A 17,855-nucleotide genomic window follows, 5' to 3' on the forward strand; every position below is an offset into this window, starting at 1 on the left:
GGTGAACTCGCCCGTATCGCGTTGAAAGCAATGCACATGATACCTATAACGGGATCACGTCGTGACCGGCCGCATGTCTGCGGGGCGTCCAGCGAGAGAATTTTCTTTGAAGAGAGGTTTTGATGCCCTGGAGCAATCAGAATGGCGGCGGCGGCCCTTGGGGCGGCGGCGGCAATCAAGGGCCATGGGGTCAGGGAAACAGACCGCGCGGAGGCCGGGGCGGCCCGCCGGATCTGGAAGAGATCATCCGTCGCGGCCAGGATCAGCTGAAGAACGTCGTTCCGGGCGGCTTCAACGGTGGCATCTTCGTCATCGTCGGCCTGCTGATCGTCGGCTTCCTGCTGCTGAATTCGATCTACACCGTCCAGCCGGATGAACGCGGCGTCGAGATGCGCTTCGGAAAGCCGAAGGAAGAAATCTCCATGCCCGGCCTGCATTACCATTTCTGGCCGCTCGAAACCGTCGAGATCGTCAAGGTGACGGAGCAGCAGCTGAATATCGGCAGCCGTGTTGGCGCCCAGTCGAGCGCCGGGCTGATGCTGTCCGGCGATCAGAATATCGTCAACGTGCAATTCTCGGTGCTGTTCTCGGTCACCGATCCGAAGTCCTATCTCTTCAACGTCGAAAACCCGGCCGACACGTTGCAGCAGGTGGCCGAGAGCGCCATGCGCGAGGTCGTCGGCCGGCGCCCGGCCCAGGACATCTTCCGCGACAACCGTCAGGCGATCGCCGCCGACGTCAAGAACACCATCCAGGCCACCATGGACACCTATGGCGCCGGCATTTCGGTGAACACGGTCGCGATTGAGGATGCGGCGCCGCCGCGCGAAGTGGCCGACGCCTTCGACGAGGTACAGCGCGCCGAGCAGGATGAGGACCGTTTCGTCGAGGAAGCCAACCAATATGCCAACCAGGTGCTCGGCAAGGCGCGCGGCCAGGGAGCCCAGATCCGGGAAGAGGCGGCCGCCTACAAGGACCGCGTCGTCAAGGAGGCCCAGGGTGAGGCGCAGCGCTTCATTTCGGTCTATGACGCCTATTCCAAGGCGCCGGAGGTCACCCGCAGACGGCTTTACCTCGAAACCATGCAGGATGTTCTCGGCAAGTCGAAAAAGGTCATTCTCGACGAGAAGAACGGCCAGGGCGTGCTGCCCTATCTGCCGCTCAACGAAATCGGCAGGCCCGCGCAGTCGGGAGGTACCCAATGATAAACAATCGCAGTTCCATCATCCTCATCGTCCTCGCGGCGCTGCTGGTCGTCGTCTACTCGTCGGTGTTCGTCGTCAATGAGCGCCAGCAGGCGATCGTCGTTCGCTTCGGTGAAATCCGCGACGTGAAGACCGAGCCCGGGCTTTATTTCAAGCTGCCTTTCGCCTTCATGGATGCCGACCGTGTACAATATGTCGAGGACCAGGCGCTCCGCTTCGACCTCGACAATATCCGCGTGCAGGTTTCCGGCGGCAAGTTCTACGAGGTGGACGCCTTCGTGGTCTACAGGATCGCCGATCCCCGCCGCTTCCGTGAAACGGTGTCCGGCGACCGCGAATCTGCGGAAGCGCGTCTTCGCACGCGTCTCGACGCGTCGCTGCGCCGCGTCTACGGCCTGAGGGGCTTCGAGGCGGCGCTTTCGGACGAGCGCGCGTCGATGATGCGCGAGGTTCGCGCCGATCTGCGGGGAGACGCGGAATCGCTCGGACTCAACATCGAGGACGTCCGCATCCGCCGGACGGACCTGACGCAGGAAGTCTCGCAGCAGACCTTCGACCGCATGAAGGCGGAGCGCCTGGCCGAGGCCGAACTGATCCGCGCCCGCGGCAACGAAGAGGGCCAGCGCCGTCGCGCCATTGCCGATCGCCAGGTGGTCGAGATCGTCGCCGAAGCCCAGCGCGATTCGGAAATCCTTCGAGGCGAGGGCGAAGCCGAGCGGACGGGCATCTTCGCAGACGCTTTCCAACGCGACCCCGGTTTCTTCGAATTCTATCGCTCGATGGCGGCCTATACCCAGTCGATCGGAAATCCGGACACAACCGTCGTACTGTCGCCGCACTCCGAATTCTTCCGTTATTTCAACAGCGCGGACGGGGCGGCGGCGCCGCTTTCGCCGACCGTACCGGCAGCGCCTGCGACCGGAGATTGAGCGGACGATGTCCGATCTTTTGACCGGGTTTGCATTTTTCCTGATCATCGAGGGGCTGGTGTACGCACTGGCCCCTTTGGTTCTTGTGGAATTGGCGAAGCGTTTGCCGTATGTCCCGGAGCATCAGCTGCGCCTCGCCGGGCTCACATCGGTGGCGGTTGGCGTCGGACTTGTTTGGTTGCTTCGAGGGTAGTGCGAAATGCCACATACACTGCTGATCCGGTTGGTCGATGCCGAATATGCGATTACCCGCCTGACTATCGGGTCCGCTATTCCGGAGTGGCTGCCCGGGCCAGGGTTTTGGACCGTTTCGAGTTCGCGCGAGGAGATGACGCTCGTCTGCCGTGCCGCCCGTGTCCCTTCGAGCGTCCAGAGCTCGCTTGGCTGGCGCTGCCTCCGCATCGAACAGCATTTCAGCTTCGATGTGCCGGGGGTCCTGTCTTCCGTGCTCCGCCCGCTTTCGGCGGCCGGTGTCGGCGTCTTCGCCAATTCGACCTTCAGCACCGACTATGTCTTCGTTGCCGGTTCCGATCTCGAAAAGGCGGTACAGGCGCTGAAGGAGCACGGCCACGAAATCACCAGCTGATCCGCCGAAGATCAGGAAATCGTGTCTGGACGCTCCGGAAAACCGCCGTATCTTCAACAGAAGATCGTTTGCTGCGCGAAGCAGCCGCGGCAACGCCTTGCGGCAGTGGTATAATTCGCCGAAACGAATGGGAAGGGATCACGTGGTGATCGCGGACGAGCGGAGTCCGTGGACCGTGTGGCGCAACGGAATACAGGAGCACAGCGACTTGTCGAAACGACCCAAGATCTTCCGCGGCCTGGTGTTGGCGGCTGCGACGGCACTGTTCTTTTCCAATACGGCTCTTGCCGAAACGGCGCTGCCGCGGCCGGCGGCCGGGCCGCCCTCGGTCGCCGATCTCGCCGAAAGCCTGCTCGATGCCGTGGTCAACATCTCCATCTCGCAGAACGTCAAGGCCGACGATGACAATGCGCCGATGCCGCAGGTGCCGGAGGGTTCGCCGCATCAGGAATTCTTCGACGAATTCTTCAAAGGGCAGGGCGGCGAGGGCGGGCGCCCGCGCACGGTCAACTCGCTTGGCTCCGGCTTCATCATCGATCCGTCCGGCTATATCGTCACCAACAATCACGTCATCCAAGATGCCGACGATATCGAGATCAATCTCTCCGACGGCACCCGGCTGAAGGCGAAGCTGGTCGGCAACGATACCAAGACCGATCTGGCGGTGCTGAAAGTCGAGCCGAAGAAGCCGCTAAAGGCGGTGTCCTTCGGCGATTCACGAAAGATCAGGATCGGCGATTGGGTCATGGTCGTCGGCAACCCCTTCGGCCTCGGCGTGTCCGTCTCCGTCGGCGTGGTTTCGGCGCGCGGCCGCAATATCAATGCCGGACCCTATGATAGCTTCATCCAGACCGATGCCGCCATCAACCGCGGCAATTCCGGCGGGCCGCTGTTCAACATGCAGGGCGAGGTGATCGGCATCAACACCGCGATCCTGTCGCAGACCGGCATGTCGGTCGGCATCGGCTTTGCGGTGCCGACCGAGCTTGCGATGAACGTCGTCAACCAGCTCAAGGAGTTCGGCGAGACGCGGCGCGGCTGGCTCGGCGTACGCATTCAGCCGGTCACCGACGATATCGCCGAGAGCCTGAAGATGGACGCGCCGCAAGGAGCGCTGGTTTCCGGCATCATCGAGGGAGGTCCGATTACCAAGGGCGAGATCAAGGCGGGCGACATCATCATCCGCTTCGACGGAACGGCGATCGGCGAAATGCGCGATCTCATGCGTGCCGTCGGCGAAAGCCCGGTCGGCAAGGCCGTCGAGGTCGTCATCATCCGGGACGGCAAGGAGCAGACGGTGCGCGTGACGCTTGGTCGACTCGAGGATGGCGAACACCTGGCGGCCGCCGGAGCTGGCGGGGAACTGAAAAAAGAGAGCGCCAAGCCGAGCAAGCCGCCGGCCGCCACGTTGCCGGCGACGGACGTCGTCCTTGGCATGAAGCTCGCGGTGCTCGACGCCGATCGCCGCAAGAGCTTTGGCATCGCCGAGAATGTCAGCGGCGTCGTCGTGACCGAGGTCCAGCCGAACTCGCCCGCCGCCGAGCGCCGCGTCGAGGCGGGAGACGTCATTGTCGAGGTCGGTCAGGAGGCAATGGACTCGCCGGAAGACGTCACCTCCCGCGTCGGCGAACTGAAGGCCGACGGCCGCCGCAACGCATTGCTGATGATCGCCAGCAAGACCGGCGAGCTGCGTTTCGTGACGGTGCGGATGGAGTAGCGAGGCCCAGTCTTCGAGCTTGCCGGAGAGGGCGCGGGAAATCAGTTCGGTGTCTTTGCGCCCAGCCTCCATTCGTCCGCTGTGATCGTGTAAAGCACGTGGCGCTTCAGATGCTGATGCGTCTCGGGCACGCCCGGATGATCGAAGTCGCGAGATGGGTCCGGCCGCATGCCGATGCGCCTCATCACGGCGATCGACCGCGCGTTCGTCGCCACCGCGAAGGAGGCGATTTCGCCGAGATTCCTTTCACCGAAACCGAGGTCTACAAGCGCCAGCGCTGCCTCGGTGACGTAGCCTTTGCGCCAATAGGAAACGGCAAGGCGCCAGCCGATTTCGACTGTGCCGTCGGGCAGATGCGGCTCAAGATGGGTGCGGGCCAGCCCGCAGAAGCCGATCGGCACGTCGCCGTCGCGCAGCGCAAGCGCGAAGAAGCCGAAGCCCGTCTCGGCGATGGTGCCGGCATTGCGGTCGAACAGCGCATCGGCCGCCGCCCGGTCACGTCGAAACGGAAAAAATTCCATCACCTTCGGATCGCTGTTGATCTCGGCGAAGAGATCGCGATCGCCCTCGCGCCAGTTGCGGATGATGAGGCGCTCGGTCTTGCCGATGATCACGTCACAAAATCCGTCTTGCGATAGCCCTGGAGATAGAGGAGGGCGGAGAGATCGCCATGATCGATCCGGATCTTCGCCTGTTCGGCAACGACCGCCTTGGCGTGCAGCGCCACGCCGCTGCCGGCAAGCTGCAGCATGCCGAGATCGTTGGCGCCGTCGCCGACGGCGATCGCGTCCGCCGTCGAGATGCCGAGCCGTTCCGTGATGTCGATCAGCGCGTCGACCTTGGCCTGCTTGCCGAGGATCGGCCGGGCGACCTCGCCGGTCAGTGCTCCGTTCTCTTCCAGAAGCTCGTTGGCACGGTTTTCATCGAAGCCGAGCTTTTCGGCGATCGGACCGGTAAAAACGGTGAAGCCGCCGGAAACGAGCGCCGTATAGTGGCCCTTTGCCTTCATGGTGGCGATCAGCTCGCGTCCGCCGGGCGTCAGTGTGATGCGCTTGGCGATCACTTCGGCAATGACCGTGGCGGGCAAGCCTTTCAGGAGCGCCACGCGTTCGATCAGCGCCGGTTCGAAGGCGATCTCGCCGTTCATGGCGCGGGCAGTTATCGCGGCAACCTTTTCCTTCAGCCCGACTTCCGCGGCGAGTTCGTCGATGCATTCCTGGCCAATCATGGTTGAATCCATGTCGGCGATGAGAAATTTCTTTCGGCGCGTCTCGGCATCCTGCACGGCGACGTCGACGGCGGCTCCATCCATCGTGTCCCGCAGCCGCGCTTCGGCTTCAATTGGATCCGTGCCGTCCTTTAGCGCAAGGTCGCAGGCAACGCCATCGGCCAGCCAGTAAAGCCCTGATGCCTCAACGGCTGCGGCCGCCGCCTCAGCCAGCGCGGGGGTGAGAACGGGATTTGACGGATTGGCGATAAGCGTGGCAACGAGAGCCATGATGAAAAACCTTGAACGAGATCTGGACGCGATCCTGATAACCGGGCCGACCGCCAGCGGCAAGTCCGCGCTTGCGGTGGCGCTGGCGAAGCGGCACGGCGGCGTGGTGGTCAATGCCGACAGCATGCAGGTCTACGATACCTTGAAGGTGCTGACCGCGCGTCCCGACGAGCCCGAGATGGGCGGCATCGCGCATTTTCTCTACGGCCATGTGCCGGCCGGGCGTCTCTACTCCACCGGCGCCTGGCTGCGGGACGCCGAGGTCTTGGTCGAGAGACTGCGCGGCGAGGGCAGGTTGCCCGTTTTCGTCGGCGGCACGGGCCTCTATTTCAAGGCGCTGACCGGTGGGCTGGCGGACATGCCCGACATTCCGCCGGCGATCCGGCAGCGGCTGCGACAGCGGCTGACGGTCGAAGGGGCTGCCGCACTCCACGCCGAGCTCGAGCGCAGCGACAGGCAGGCGGCGGCACAATTGCGGCCTGAAGACGGCCAACGGATCGTCCGCGCACTCGAGGTCGTCGAGGCGACCGGCAAGCCGATGGGTCACTATCAGCAGATGCGCGGCCCGGTGATTGTCGATCCGGACCGAGCCCGGAAAATCGTCGTACTGCCCGAACGGTCGCTTCTTCACAGCCGGATCGATCGGCGCTTCGAGGCGATGCTCGCTAGCGGCGCGGTCGAGGAGGTGCAGGCGCTCCTGGCGCTGAAGCTTTCGCCGGACATGCCGGTGATGAAAGCAATCGGCGTGCAGCAGATCGCCGCGATGCTGAGGGGCGAGATGAGGGAGGCGGAGGTGATCTCCACGGGCGCGGCGGCGACCCGGCAATATGCCAAGCGCCAGATGACCTGGTTCCGCAACCAGCTCGATGACAGCTGGCAGCGGATCGCGCAGCCAGACGAAGTTCTCTAGGCGCGTTTCGCTCAGCCGATGCCGTGTTCCCGGAGCACGGCCTCTTCGTCGCCGCTCACCCAGCCGAAGATCTTCGGCTCTCCATTGCGCAGCTGGACAAGATAGTGGACCTCGAAATCGATGACTACATCGGGCCGCCCATCGGCCTCATAGACGGACCGCCAGTCGACGCGGACGAGCGAATGCAGCGGGTCGATCGGCGTTGTCTTGAGGTCGCGGATCTTCAGCTCCTTCGTGCCGATTTCCCTGTAGCGGGCGTAACCCTTTTCCATCGACGCTTTGAGGCTCTGGTCGTTCTTCCCCGCCATGACGCCCGCCGGTGAGGCGGCGATGAAATCGGATGCGAAGGCGAAGGTCGTCTCGGCTACGTCCATTTCCCTGGCGAGCACGCGGTTTGCCATGCTCTCGTAGCGATTGAAAAAGCTACGAAGGAGTTCATCCATTGCGTTCTCCTGTCGCGGCGCCGTGCCCGGTTGGTTTGCCGAGGGATCGATCGGCGTCTGCTGGTGCTGAACCAGCCGCCACGCCTTCCCGGTTCGTGCATAGGTCGAGGTGCAATAGGCCGCATAGGGGGCATCGGAGTCGCGTCGGGCGTCGACCCTGTAGGCCAATACGAGGACGCTGTCATTCGGCCGAGCGCTCCTCCGCTCCGTCATCTCCACGTCCAGCCAGCGCGGTGCGCCATCGAGAGCCCGGATGATTTCCACCCCGCCGAGGATGCCCACCGGAGCAAAGGCCATCAGGCATTCGTCGTCGAGCAGTTGCTGGTACGCGCCGGCACCTTCGAGCCACAGTCCGCGTTCCCGTTGCCAGGCCTCTCGCTCGTCCATTGCAGCCTCCCGTCCTGTTGCTGCGCGTTCTATGGCAACAACGTCGGAGGTCGCGATCCGATCCCTGCTATTTGCGGATGATGCTTCCGAGAGGGCGCTTCAGCAGGCTCTCGCGCAGCGATCCCGAGGTTGCGGAGGCCGAGAAGCCGCGCTCCGGCACTGCCGGCGTGTTCAGCATTCGCGCGGCGTCTTTTTCCGCCTGCCCGGAGAGGATCTGGTCGCGGATCTGGTTGAAGCGTTCAAGCTGCGGATTGGTCGGCTCGGACCCGCGCGGCAACATTTCGGGCCGATAGGATTCAAGCGCGGACGTGGAGAAATCGTCGCGCAGATCCATCGGCTCGACTTCGTCGGGCGCATCGCCGGTACGATCCTCATAGGGAACCGCCAGGTTGCTTTGGGCGGCAAGATAGCTTTGCTGAAAGCTCGAAATGTCCGGTCCGTTCATGGCGCGCATGCGGCTGACGATCGAACGAAGGTCAACGACCGGCGGCTGATCCTCGTCGACCTTGTCGATGATGCCGTGGGCGCGGGGAAGCCTCGCCTCTTCGACCCGGCCGAAGCGCATGCGCATCGGCACTGCCACGGCCTCGCCGAATGCGATCGCCTCACCGTTGCCGATCGAGGAAATGAAGCTGGTGGTCGACATCGACGAATTGGAAATCGCCGAGCGGATGATTTCCTGGTCGCGGTCGTTGGCGAGCCGCATGGCAAAGACCGTCGAGCATTGCGACAGGATCGTCGGATCGAGCTCGCCCGGGCGCTGCGTGATGATGCCGAGCGACACGCCGTATTTGCGGCCCTCCTTGGCAATCCGGGCGATCGCCTGGCGCGTCGGCAGGAAGCCGAGCGTCGGATCGGCGGGCACGTAGCGGTGCGCCTCTTCGCAGACCACCAGCATATGGATGCCGCCATTGCTCCAGAGGCCGATTTCGAACGCCATGCGGCAGAGCACCGAGGCGACCGAATTGACGACCTCGGACGGAATGCCGGCGAGTTCGAAGGTGGCGATCGGCTTGCCTTCGCCCGGTATACGGAAGATCTTGGCGATCGTGTCCTGGATCGTGTCGGTGATCGTGTTCGACGAGAACATGAAGTGATAGCGCGGATCGTTGATCGCCGAGACGATCTTCACCTTCAGCGAGCGCAGATGCGGCTTGTCGTTGCGGCCCTCGAGCCGGCCGATGCGCTCGTCGATCATCGCCAGCAGATCGGCGATGCGGTAGGGGACCGGCGTGTCCGCGGTGATCGAGCTTTTTTCGGTCTGACGGCGCATTAGGCCGGACTCGCCGCCCTTGAAGGCCTTCTTGGCATCCGGGATCACATCGCGCAGGATATCGAGCTCTTCGGGCACGGGCGGCCGACCGCGAAAGAGGACTTCCGCGAATTCCTCGAGGCGGAAGAGCCAGAACGGCAGGTCGAGCGTATCGGTCTCGATGACCACCGCACTCTCCGGAAAGGCGGCCGCGAACTCGTTGTGAGGATCGAGAATCAGGACGCGTAGCTTCGGATCGGCGGCAATCGCCTTGTTGAGCAGCAGTGTGACGGCCGTAGACTTGCCGACGCCGGTCGTGCCGACGATGGCGAAATGCTTGGCCAGCATCGAGGGCACATGGATGGTGGCATCGAGGCTTTCGTCCTGCGTCAGCTTGCCGATGACGCAACTGTCCGCCTGCCGGGAATCATAGATCCGCGCAAGATCGGCTGCACGGATCCGGTGCGCGATGGCGCCGAGATAGGGATAGCGGCTGATGCCGGCTGAGAACTCTTCCTGTCCGTCGGGGCGCTTGAAGACTTCGCCCATCAATTCGACCTCGATGCGGAAGGTGTTGTTGGTCTCCTCGCTCCATTCTTCGGCCGCGGTCTGCATGGAGCAGACCAGAGCGACGATCCGGTTTGTGCCGACTGAGATCGAAATCAGCCGACCGACCGACCAGAGTTCGGTGAGGGAGGTCTCGCCCCCCTCGGCCACGGCTGCGATGGTTGCGCGCGAGCCGTTGCACGCGACGACCCGCCCGAGGAAACGGTTCCCCGGCTTCATGCCGTCGCGGCGGTCCTGTTCTCCGGCGCTGATCGGAGCTTGAGTTTCACTGTTGAGCAAGACACACCTCGGCTAATAGCGTTCCAGAATAACGAAACGATTTTAATAAGTGGTTGCGCACTATGGGGCGCCCTTCAGGTTCAAACGGCTCACAATGAACTTCGCTCGCATCCCTAAGCATTGAGGGATGTAGCCACGAATGGCTCGTGTTATCCACGGAATGGACCGCGCAGCCATTCATTTCTCCGCGTCGACGAGGGGGAAGCCATGCCGAGCTTGAGCAATGGGAGCGAGTTGACCGTCTGGGAGGACCTCGACAATCAAAGCCCTGATGCGGTCCTCTTCACGATAACGGCATCGAATGGGGATGTTCTCGGCCCCGTCGGCGCACGCGCAGATTACCCTTTCGGTTCGATTGAAGTGGCTTCGATCGACGTGTTCGACGGGTTCTTCACGATCACGACTTTCACCCATGACGGCAGGACCGAGGTCGCAACGACGATAGAGACCCTCGTCTTCGACAACGAGGGCAATTACATTCGCAGCTTGTCTGATCAGGCCGCTTATCTTTCGGCCCAGATCGTGTCAGTGACCGCGGAGAGTCCCGACGACATCACGGTGACCTGGATCGGCGCAAATCAATACTTTGGCGGCGAAAACACGCAATACGGCCAACACCAGATCATCCTGCGGGATGGCGCGCTGCACCTGGACAGCTTCGTCAACCATGTCCCCGTAGCGACCGATATGAACTTCACGATTCTCCCTGGCCAGTCCCTCGACGACGTGGCCTTTAGTGCGGCGGACGCCGATTTCGATCTGCTGGCCTTCATCGTCGTGGAGGGGCCGGCCCATGGCACGCTGGAACAGGAGACGCGCTACGAAAGCGGCTACTATCCATTCCCCCAGGGTGAATACGGGGGCAGCCTTCACTTTCATCAGGATTTCCTCAGTGGAAACCTGTTCGACTACACTCCCGAGGCGGGTTTTCTCGGGACCGACAGGTTCACCATCTACGTCACCGATGGTCAGGGAAACAGCAATCTGGCGACCATCACCATAACGGTCACTCCGCCCACGCAATCGATCATACTGACAGATGCCGCCGAGAAGATCAGCTATCAGGCATATGATCACCCTGTGCTGGTCGTCGCCGCGGGCGGCAACGACCGGATCGCGGGTAGCCGGTTCGACGATACACTCGAGGGCATGGCGGGCAATGACCGGCTGAATGGCGGCGCGGGCAACGACATCCTCAGCGGCGGCGTCGGTCGCGACAAGCTGATCGGGGGGGAGGGAGCCGATACCTTCCTGTTCGACGTTGCCCCGGACACGGCAAGCTGCGACCGCGTCCTCGACTTCTGCGCGGCCGATGACCTGTTCAGGCTGGACGCTGCTGTATTTGCGGCGCTCTCGGTAGGCACGCTGGACAGTGAGACCTTGGCTTTTGGCAAGGCTGCGTCCGACGAGGACGACCGGATCGTATATGACCAAGCTCGTGGGGAGCTATTTTACGATGCGGATGGCACCGGGGGCGCAGATGCCGTTCGGTTCGCCATCGTGAGCCGTGGCACTTCGCTCGCCGCAGAGGATTTCCTTGTGTTCTAAGGGTCCGGTCCGGGAAGGACGTCCGTTAAATCGGCGTTGACGGGTCACGGTTTTCTGTTTATCAAATCGACCCATGAAAAATTTCGCGGTTATTCTTGTGGTGGGACGGCGCATGGGCAGGATGGTGTAACCATCCGGCGGTAGCCACCCATGCGCTGAACGAGGCTCCTGATGGGGCCTTTTTTTATGTCCTCAAACAAGCTAATCACCCCAAGCCTTACAAAAGGGACGGAAGCAGGCCAATGAGCGGAACTGAAAACCAGATGACAGGGGCGGAGATCGTTCTCCAGGCCCTGAAGGACAATGGTGTCGAACACATCTTCGGCTACCCGGGCGGCGCCGTGCTTCCGATCTACGACGAAATTTTCCAGCAGGAAGAGATCCAGCACATTCTCGTCCGCCATGAGCAGGGCGCCGGCCACATGGCCGAGGGCTATGCCCGCTCCACCGGCAAGGTCGGCGTCATGCTGGTCACCTCCGGTCCCGGCGCCACCAATGCGGTCACGCCGCTCCAGGACGCGCTGATGGATTCGATCCCGCTCGTCTGCATCTCCGGCCAGGTTCCGACCCCGTTGATCGGCTCGGATGCCTTCCAGGAATGCGACACGGTCGGCATCACGAGGCCTTGCACCAAGCACAACTGGCTGGTCAAGGACGTCAACGATCTTGCCCGCATCATCCATGAGGCGTTCCGCATCGCTCAGTCCGGTCGTCCGGGTCCGGTCGTCGTCGACATCCCGAAGGACATCCAGTTCGCGACCGGCACCTACACGCCGCCTTCCGCCGTGCCGACGCAGAAGAGCTACCAGCCGAAGACCCAAGGGGACCTCAAGAAGATCGAGGAAGCGGTCGCGCTGATGAAGTCGGCGCGCCAACCGGTCATCTATTCCGGCGGCGGCGTCATCAACTCCGGGTTGGAGGCGGCGCATTTCCTGCGCGAGCTCGTCGACCTCACCGGCTTTCCGATCACCTCGACGCTGATGGGCCTCGGCGCCTATCCGGCCTCCGGCAAGAACTGGCTCGGCATGCTCGGCATGCACGGCACCTACGAGGCCAACATGGCGATGCATGACTGCGACGTCATGATCTGCATCGGCGCCCGATTCGACGACCGCATCACCGGCCGCCTCAACGCCTTTTCGCCGAACTCCAAGAAGATCCATATCGATATCGATCCGTCCTCGATCAACAAGAACGTCCGGGTCGACGTTCCGATCGTCGGCGATGTCGGCAACGTCCTCGAAGACATGGTCCGGCTGTGGCACGCGGCGGCAAAGACGGTCGACAAGGCACGGCTGAACGATTGGTGGGGGTCGATCGCCAAGTGGCGGGCGCGCAATTCGCTTGCCTATACGCCGAGCGACGATGTCATCATGCCGCAATATGCGATCCAGCGGCTCTATGAGCTCACCAAGGACCGCGACACCTATATCACCACCGAGGTCGGCCAGCACCAGATGTGGGCGGCGCAGTTCTTCGGCTTCGAGCAGCCGAACCGCTGGATGACGTCGGGCGGCCTCGGCACCATGGGCTACGGCTTCCCGGCCGCTGTCGGCGTCCAGGTGGCGCATCCGCAAAGCCTCGTCATCGACATCGCCGGCGATGCATCCATCCAGATGTGCATCCAGGAAATGTCCTGCGCGGTCCAGTACGGGCTGCCGGTCAAGATCTTCATCCTCAACAACCAGTACATGGGCATGGTCCGCCAATGGCAGCAACTGCTGCACGGCAACCGGCTGTCGCATTCCTATACGGAAGCGATGCCCGACTTCGTCAAGCTGGCCGAAGCCTATGGCGGCGTCGGCATCCGTTGCGAGAAGCCCGGCGAACTGGACGACGCGATCCGCCGCATGATCGACACGCCGGCGCCGGTGATCTTCGACTGCCGCGTCGCCAACCTCGCCAACTGCTTCCCGATGATCCCGTCCGGCAAGGCGCATAACGAAATGCTGCTTCCCGACGAGGCGACGGACGAGGCGGTTGCCAATGCCATCGATGCCAAGGGCCGCCAGCTCGTCTGAGGATAAGGATTAGGAACAAGAGAATGAGCGCACATCTTCAACCGACGGGCTCCGCCTATTTCATCGCCAAGGAGACGGAGCTTGCGGAGACGCACACGCTCTCCGTCCTCGTCGACAACGAGCCGGGCGTGCTGGCCCGCGTCATCGGCCTCTTTTCCGGCCGCGGCTACAACATCGAAAGCCTGACGGTCTCCGAGACCGAGCACGAGGCGCATCTGTCGCGCATCACCATCGTCACGCGCGGCACGCCGCACGTGCTGGAGCAGATCAAGAACCAGCTCGAGCGGCTCGTGCCGGTGCACCGCGTCGTCGACCTCACCGTGCGCGCCGCAGGGCTTGGCCACGACCGGCCGGTCGAGCGCGAGCTGGCGCTCGTCAAGGTGCACGGTTCGGGCGAGCACCGGGTGGAGGCGCTGAGACTTGCCGATGCCTTCCGCGCTTCGGTCATCGACGCCAATATCGATCACTTCGTCTTCGAGATCACCGGCAAGCCTTCGAAGATCGAGCAATTCATCGCAATCATGAAGCCGCTCGGTCTGATCGAGGTCTGCCGCACGGGCATTGCCGCAATGAACCGCGGCCCGCAGGGGATGTGAGGGATTGCGCACCTTTCGTGCGCGCCCCGCCCCAACCCCTCCCCACAGGTGGGAGGGGCTTGGCGCCCGCGGCGCGCTCCTGCAATTTCAGTCGCTTTGTGCTCGATGCAAAGGCCAGGAATTAATTACCGCAGAGGGCTCGGCAGGTTAAGCCCCTCCCACCTGTGGGGAGGGGCATTCTTCCTTTTGGGCAGGGCTATCTTCCTGTGTTCTCAAATCACCTCCAGCCGCATCTTCCGTCTTGGCGGCGGGAAGATGCGATCGAGTTCGGCGAGGTTTTCCGCCGTCAGGTGAATATCCATGGCGTCGCGGTTTTCGCGGGCGCGCTCGGCAGAGCCGGTCTTCGGTATGGAGATCACGCCGGCGCGGGTCTTTAGGAAGGCGAGAGCGACCTGAGCGGGGGTCGCCTGGTGCGCCTTGGCGATATGAACGAGGTCCGCATCGTGGAGCAGGCGCCCTTCGTCGAGCGGCGAATAGGCCATGATCGGCACGCTGCGGTCGCGGCACCAGGGCAGGAGGTCGTATTCGATGCCGCGGCGGCCAAGGTTATAGAGCACCTGGTTTGCCGCGACGCTGCCGCCGCCCGGGACCGATATCAATTCCTCCATGTCGTCGACATCGAAGTTCGAAACGCCCCAGGCGACGATCTTGCCGTCCCGCTTCAACTCCTCGAAAGCGGCGAGGGTTTCGGCGAGCGGATAGCCGCCGCGCCAATGCAGCAGATAGAGATCGACGCGGTCGGTGCCGAGATGGCGGAGGCTACGCTCGCAGGCGGCAATGGTGCCCGACCGGCTGGCATTGGAGGGCAGCACCTTGCTGACGATGAAGGCTTCGTCGCGACGGCCGCGGACCGCCTCGCCCACAATCCGCTCGGAGCCGCCGTTCCCGTACATTTCGGCCGTGTCGATAAGCGTCATGCCGAGATCAAGCCCAATCTGGAGGCTGCGGATTTCGTCGGCAGCCGTGGTGCGGTTCTCGCCCATCCGCCAGGTTCCCTGACCGAGGACCGGAACCTTGCGCCCATCCGGGAACGTGGTGGTCGGGATAGGATCGTGCATGACATGCGCCCTCGCTCGCTTCTGACAATGACAAAATGGCACCCGGGCGGAAAAAGTCCATGATCTGCGGGCGACAGGAGACCTGATTGAAAATTTCGTCCAATGCCTTGCGAAGACCACATTGTCTCACGACAGGCGGCTCATCGATGTTGATCGGCGACGTTCTTTATTGCGCCAAGGCACGATGTCGCTGGGTCCTCCCGAGTTTGGTTGCCTTTCGGAGACGCGAGGCGGGCCATTTCGGTGCGGGACATTCGTTCAACAGATGTCATCTCCCTGCCTTTGACCACGGATGTACTGGCATCGGCAGGTCGAGATGATGAGGAAGGTCGGGTTTTCACCCGGCCTTTTTTGTTGCCTCCTACCGACGTATCGGGCGATTCATCGCTTCCGGTTTTGTAACCATGACAAGATTTGACTGGTCTTTGGATTTAGGTCAGCTAGGCTGACCTAAATTTCCAAAATGCGGAACGTCGCTGCCGACGACCGTCTCGAACAATGCCTTGGGAGAAATGCATGCAAGCCGATACGCTTCTGGCGTTGTTCCTGTTCGCCTTCACGACATCGATCACGCCCGGCCCGAACAATATGATGCTGTTTGCCTCGGGCGTGAATTTCGGCTTCGCCCGTACGATCCCGCATATGCTCGGGATCGGTAGCGGCTTCTTCCTGCTGTTGATTGCGGTTGGCCTGGGCCTTGGCGCGCTGCTTCACTCCGTGCCGCTTCTCTACACCGGGCTGAAGTTCGCCGGTGGCGCCTATCTCGTCTGGATTGCATGGAAGATCGGATCCTCGCGCTCGCTTGGCGAGGGCAAGTCAGGGGCTGCGCCTTTGACTTTTCTCCAGGCTGCCGCCTTTCAATGGGTCAATCCGAAAGCCTGGGTGATGGCTGTCTCGGCCATGGCCACTTATACCAGTGGCGAACGCTATCTCGCGAGCGTGCTCGTCGTCGGCCTCGTCTTCGCGCTCGTCAACGTGCCGAGCGTCTCGACCTGGGCAGGCTTCGGCTCGGCGCTGAGGCAATGGCTCTCCGAGCCGGCGCGGCTCAAATGGTTCAACATCACCATGGCCGTGCTGCTCGTCGTCAGCCTCTGGCCGATGCTAAAGTAGAGTAACTCTTGAAATATCGATTCCGATTCCCGCCCTGATGCATTAGAAATGGCCGGGTTTCCGGTGGAGGAGGCACGGAATGTCCGAGCATCATCGTGGCCAGGACGGCGATCACGGCCATCACCATCACGACAATCATTTCACCGATGTGGAAGCGCGGGTGAAGGCGCTGGAAACGGTGCTGACGGAGAAGGGACTGATCGACCCGGCGGCAATCGATGCGATCGTCGACACCTACGAGACGAAGGTCGGTCCGAGGAACGGTGCGCGCGTCGTTGCCAGGGCCTGGAGCGATGCGGAGTTTGCGGACTGGCTGAAGCGCGATGCAACGGCGGCGATCGCCAGTCTCGGCTTCACCGGCCGGCAGGGCGAACACATGCGCGCCGTCTTCAACACGCCCGATACCCACAATCTCATCGTCTGCACGCTCTGCTCCTGCTATCCCTGGGCCGTGCTCGGCCTGCCGCCCGTCTGGTACAAGGCGCCACCCTATCGCTCGCGCGCCGTCATCGATCCGCGCGGCGTGCTCGCCGAATTCGGGCTGGAGCTGCCGATCGACAAGAAGATCCGCGTCTGGGATTCGACCGCGGAGCTGCGTTATCTCGTGGTGCCGGAGCGGCCCGACGGCACCGAAGACTTCAGCGAGGAGGCGCTCGCCGATCTCGTCACGCGCGATTCGATGATCGGCACCGGGCTCGCCCTTTCACCGCAGGCCAAGCCATGAACGGGCCTCACGACCCTGGCGGCCAGCATGGCCTTGGGCCGATCGCGCCGGAAAAGGACGAGCCCTATTTCCATGCGGAATGGGAAAAGCGCGCACTCGGGATCACGCTCTCCTGCGGAGCCTTCGGCGCCTGGACGATCGACGAGAGCCGGCATGCGCGCGAAAGCCTGCCCCCCGCCACTTATCTCGCGGCAAGCTATTACGAGATCTGGACTCGTGCGCTGGAAACGCTCCTGAAGCGCCACGGCTTCGTGACCCAAGCGGAGCTCGATGCCGGCCATATGCACGAGAAGGGGCGGGAGCCGAAGCGGGTGCTCAAGGCCGATATGGTGGCGGGCGTGCTCGCCAGAGGCGGGCCTTGCGACCGGCCGGTCGATACGAAGCCGCGTTTCGGCGTCGGCGACCGTGTCCGTACGAAGAACTTCCATCCGGAAACCCACACGCGCCTGCCGCGCTACGCCCGTGCCAAAGTCGGCGTGGTGGAAGCGGTGCAGGGCAGTTTTGTCTTTCCGGACGACAACGCCCACGGCAAGGGCGAGAACCCGCAATGGGTCTACACGGTCGTCTTTGATGGCGGGGAGATCTGGGGTGAGGGCGGCGATCCGTCATTGACCGTCTCGATCGATGCCTGGGAGAGCTATCTTGAGTCCGTGTAGCACCACCTCTCCACTTGTCGCCTCTGCCGAACTGCCGAAATCGGCGGACGGCGATCCAGTCTTTGCTGAGCCCTGGCAGGCTGCCGCCTTCGCCATGACCGTCCGGCTCCATGAACAGGGCGTGTTTTCCTGGAGCGAGTGGGCCGAGGCGCTTTCGGCCGAGCTCCACAAGCCCGGCCGGAAGCCGGACGGCAGCGATTACTATGATTGCTGGGTGGCGACCCTCAGCCACCTGGTCGAGAAGCTTTCCATCACCTCTGGGCCGGAGCTGGAGGCGCTCGTCCGAAGCTGGCAGCGTGCTGCCGAAGGGACGCCGCATGGCAAGCCTATCGTCCTGGAGAACGATCCGCTGCGACGAGGATGAGCCCG

Annotated in this window: 18 protein-coding genes; 13 read left to right on the top strand and 5 right to left on the bottom strand. The window is 62.8% G+C overall.

Annotation, left to right across the window (positions count from 1 at the left end):
• The first annotated feature begins 122 nt into the window (after nt 1–122).
• The 5 genes from hflK to CO664_RS05580 all read left to right on the top strand — a co-directional run bounded on the left by hflK (nt 123) and on the right by CO664_RS05580 (nt 4,437).
• Entirely contained in the window at nt 123–1,205 is a 1,083-nt protein-coding gene (gene hflK, locus CO664_RS05560; RefSeq protein WP_037415648.1) for an FtsH protease activity modulator HflK, read from the top strand.
• Entirely contained in the window at nt 1,202–2,134 is a 933-nt protein-coding gene (locus tag CO664_RS05565; protein WP_037415651.1) for a protease modulator HflC, read from the top strand. Before hflK ends, CO664_RS05565 begins: the two co-directional genes overlap by 4 nt.
• Before the next feature lie 7 nt (nt 2,135–2,141).
• A complete protein-coding gene (locus tag CO664_RS05570; protein WP_012708553.1) occupies nt 2,142–2,327 on the top strand; it encodes a DUF2065 domain-containing protein in 186 nt (61 codons plus the stop codon).
• 6 nt (nt 2,328–2,333) lie between these two features.
• Nucleotides 2,334–2,720: an ACT domain-containing protein gene (locus tag CO664_RS05575; RefSeq protein WP_037415654.1), complete on the top strand. Its 387-nt coding sequence runs from the start codon at nt 2,334–2,336 to the stop codon at nt 2,718–2,720.
• A gap of 208 nt (nt 2,721–2,928) precedes the next feature.
• Complete coding sequence (locus tag CO664_RS05580; protein WP_097538593.1) at nt 2,929–4,437, top strand: Do family serine endopeptidase; 1,509 nt, start codon at nt 2,929–2,931, stop codon at nt 4,435–4,437.
• Between the two features lie 41 nt (nt 4,438–4,478).
• Here CO664_RS05580 and CO664_RS05585 read toward each other — a convergent pair whose 3' ends face one another.
• Together CO664_RS05585 and serB are read right to left on the bottom strand one after the other, a co-directional pair.
• Complete coding sequence (locus tag CO664_RS05585) at nt 4,479–5,051, bottom strand: GNAT family N-acetyltransferase (protein WP_097538110.1); 573 nt, start codon at nt 5,049–5,051, stop codon at nt 4,479–4,481.
• Nucleotides 5,048–5,935, bottom strand: coding sequence for a phosphoserine phosphatase SerB (gene serB / locus CO664_RS05590; protein ID WP_097538111.1), 888 nt, complete (start codon nt 5,933–5,935; stop codon nt 5,048–5,050). Before serB ends, CO664_RS05585 begins: the two co-directional genes overlap by 4 nt.
• On the opposite strand from serB, the gene miaA reads away from it, so the two are divergent.
• Nucleotides 5,934–6,845 (top strand): tRNA (adenosine(37)-N6)-dimethylallyltransferase MiaA, encoded by a 912-nt coding sequence (gene miaA, locus CO664_RS05595; protein WP_097538112.1) that lies wholly within the window; start codon nt 5,934–5,936, stop codon nt 6,843–6,845. The two genes, serB and miaA, sit on opposite strands and share 2 nt — an antisense overlap.
• An 11-nt stretch (nt 6,846–6,856) precedes the next feature.
• Here miaA and CO664_RS31650 read toward each other — a convergent pair whose 3' ends face one another.
• Complete coding sequence (locus CO664_RS31650) at nt 6,857–7,288, bottom strand: nuclear transport factor 2 family protein (protein WP_176536534.1); 432 nt, start codon at nt 7,286–7,288, stop codon at nt 6,857–6,859.
• 454 nt (nt 7,289–7,742) lie between these two features.
• Nucleotides 7,743–9,713: an ATP-binding protein gene (locus CO664_RS05605; RefSeq protein WP_172900186.1), complete on the bottom strand. Its 1,971-nt coding sequence runs from the start codon at nt 9,711–9,713 to the stop codon at nt 7,743–7,745.
• A gap of 267 nt (nt 9,714–9,980) precedes the next feature.
• On the opposite strand from CO664_RS05605, the gene CO664_RS05610 reads away from it, so the two are divergent.
• The 3 genes from CO664_RS05610 (at nt 9,981) to ilvN (ending at nt 13,938) form a co-directional block, all read left to right on the top strand.
• A complete protein-coding gene (locus CO664_RS05610) occupies nt 9,981–11,321 on the top strand; it encodes an Ig-like domain-containing protein (RefSeq protein WP_097538114.1) in 1,341 nt (446 codons plus the stop codon).
• Nucleotides 11,322–11,563: 242 nt separating this feature from the next.
• Nucleotides 11,564–13,342: an acetolactate synthase 3 large subunit gene (locus CO664_RS05615; RefSeq protein WP_037415689.1), complete on the top strand. Its 1,779-nt coding sequence runs from the start codon at nt 11,564–11,566 to the stop codon at nt 13,340–13,342.
• Nucleotides 13,343–13,365: 23 nt separating this feature from the next.
• On the top strand, nt 13,366–13,938 hold the full coding sequence (gene ilvN, locus CO664_RS05620; RefSeq protein WP_012708543.1) for an acetolactate synthase small subunit: 573 nt from the start codon (nt 13,366–13,368) through the stop codon (nt 13,936–13,938).
• 212 nt (nt 13,939–14,150) lie between these two features.
• On the opposite strand, the gene CO664_RS05625 is transcribed toward ilvN, so the two are convergent.
• Nucleotides 14,151–14,996 carry an aldo/keto reductase gene (locus CO664_RS05625; RefSeq protein ID WP_097538115.1) on the bottom strand — a complete coding sequence of 282 codons (846 nt, stop codon included), beginning with the start codon at nt 14,994–14,996 and terminating at the stop codon, nt 14,151–14,153.
• A gap of 516 nt (nt 14,997–15,512) precedes the next feature.
• On the opposite strand from CO664_RS05625, the gene CO664_RS05630 reads away from it, so the two are divergent.
• The 4 genes from CO664_RS05630 (at nt 15,513) to CO664_RS05645 (ending at nt 17,850) form a co-directional block, all read left to right on the top strand.
• Complete coding sequence (locus tag CO664_RS05630) at nt 15,513–16,106, top strand: LysE family translocator (protein ID WP_097538116.1); 594 nt, start codon at nt 15,513–15,515, stop codon at nt 16,104–16,106.
• A 79-nt stretch (nt 16,107–16,185) separates the two neighbouring features.
• Nucleotides 16,186–16,830 (top strand): nitrile hydratase subunit alpha, encoded by a 645-nt coding sequence (nthA, locus tag CO664_RS05635; protein ID WP_097525369.1) that lies wholly within the window; start codon nt 16,186–16,188, stop codon nt 16,828–16,830.
• Nucleotides 16,827–17,486 carry a nitrile hydratase subunit beta gene (nthB, locus tag CO664_RS05640; protein ID WP_097538117.1) on the top strand — a complete coding sequence of 220 codons (660 nt, stop codon included), beginning with the start codon at nt 16,827–16,829 and terminating at the stop codon, nt 17,484–17,486. The genes nthA and nthB overlap by 4 nt, the downstream gene beginning before the upstream one ends.
• Nucleotides 17,473–17,850, top strand: a complete 378-nt coding sequence (locus CO664_RS05645; protein ID WP_097538118.1) for a nitrile hydratase accessory protein — start codon at nt 17,473–17,475, stop codon at nt 17,848–17,850. The genes nthB and CO664_RS05645 overlap by 14 nt, the downstream gene beginning before the upstream one ends.
• The last annotated feature ends 5 nt before the right edge of the window (nt 17,851–17,855 follow it).

The organism is Sinorhizobium sp. NG07B, from assembly GCF_002532005.1.
Taxonomy (GTDB): Bacteria; Pseudomonadota; Alphaproteobacteria; order Rhizobiales; family Rhizobiaceae; genus Sinorhizobium; species Sinorhizobium fredii_C.

What these genes read in the sequence shown, in the direction of transcription:
- CO664_RS05630 (WP_097538116.1), top strand. Translation starts at nt 15,513, where the DNA reads ATGCAAGCCGATACGCTTCTGGCGTTGTTCCTGTTCGCCTTCACGACA.
- CO664_RS31650 (WP_176536534.1), bottom strand. Translation starts at nt 7,288, where the DNA reads ATGGATGAACTCCTTCGTAGCTTTTTCAATCGCTACGAGAGCATGGCA.
- ilvN (WP_012708543.1), top strand. Translation starts at nt 13,366, where the DNA reads ATGAGCGCACATCTTCAACCGACGGGCTCCGCCTATTTCATCGCCAAG.
- hflK (WP_037415648.1), top strand. Translation starts at nt 123, where the DNA reads ATGCCCTGGAGCAATCAGAATGGCGGCGGCGGCCCTTGGGGCGGCGGC.
- CO664_RS05565 (WP_037415651.1), top strand. Translation starts at nt 1,202, where the DNA reads ATGATAAACAATCGCAGTTCCATCATCCTCATCGTCCTCGCGGCGCTG.
- miaA (WP_097538112.1), top strand. Translation starts at nt 5,934, where the DNA reads ATGATGAAAAACCTTGAACGAGATCTGGACGCGATCCTGATAACCGGG.
- CO664_RS05610 (WP_097538114.1), top strand. Translation starts at nt 9,981, where the DNA reads ATGCCGAGCTTGAGCAATGGGAGCGAGTTGACCGTCTGGGAGGACCTC.
- CO664_RS05605 (WP_172900186.1), bottom strand. Translation starts at nt 9,713, where the DNA reads ATGAAGCCGGGGAACCGTTTCCTCGGGCGGGTCGTCGCGTGCAACGGC.
- nthB (WP_097538117.1), top strand. Translation starts at nt 16,827, where the DNA reads ATGAACGGGCCTCACGACCCTGGCGGCCAGCATGGCCTTGGGCCGATC.
- serB (WP_097538111.1), bottom strand. Translation starts at nt 5,935, where the DNA reads ATGGCTCTCGTTGCCACGCTTATCGCCAATCCGTCAAATCCCGTTCTC.
- CO664_RS05625 (WP_097538115.1), bottom strand. Translation starts at nt 14,996, where the DNA reads ATGCACGATCCTATCCCGACCACCACGTTCCCGGATGGGCGCAAGGTT.
- nthA (WP_097525369.1), top strand. Translation starts at nt 16,186, where the DNA reads ATGTCCGAGCATCATCGTGGCCAGGACGGCGATCACGGCCATCACCAT.
- CO664_RS05615 (WP_037415689.1), top strand. Translation starts at nt 11,564, where the DNA reads ATGAGCGGAACTGAAAACCAGATGACAGGGGCGGAGATCGTTCTCCAG.
- CO664_RS05570 (WP_012708553.1), top strand. Translation starts at nt 2,142, where the DNA reads ATGTCCGATCTTTTGACCGGGTTTGCATTTTTCCTGATCATCGAGGGG.
- CO664_RS05575 (WP_037415654.1), top strand. Translation starts at nt 2,334, where the DNA reads ATGCCACATACACTGCTGATCCGGTTGGTCGATGCCGAATATGCGATT.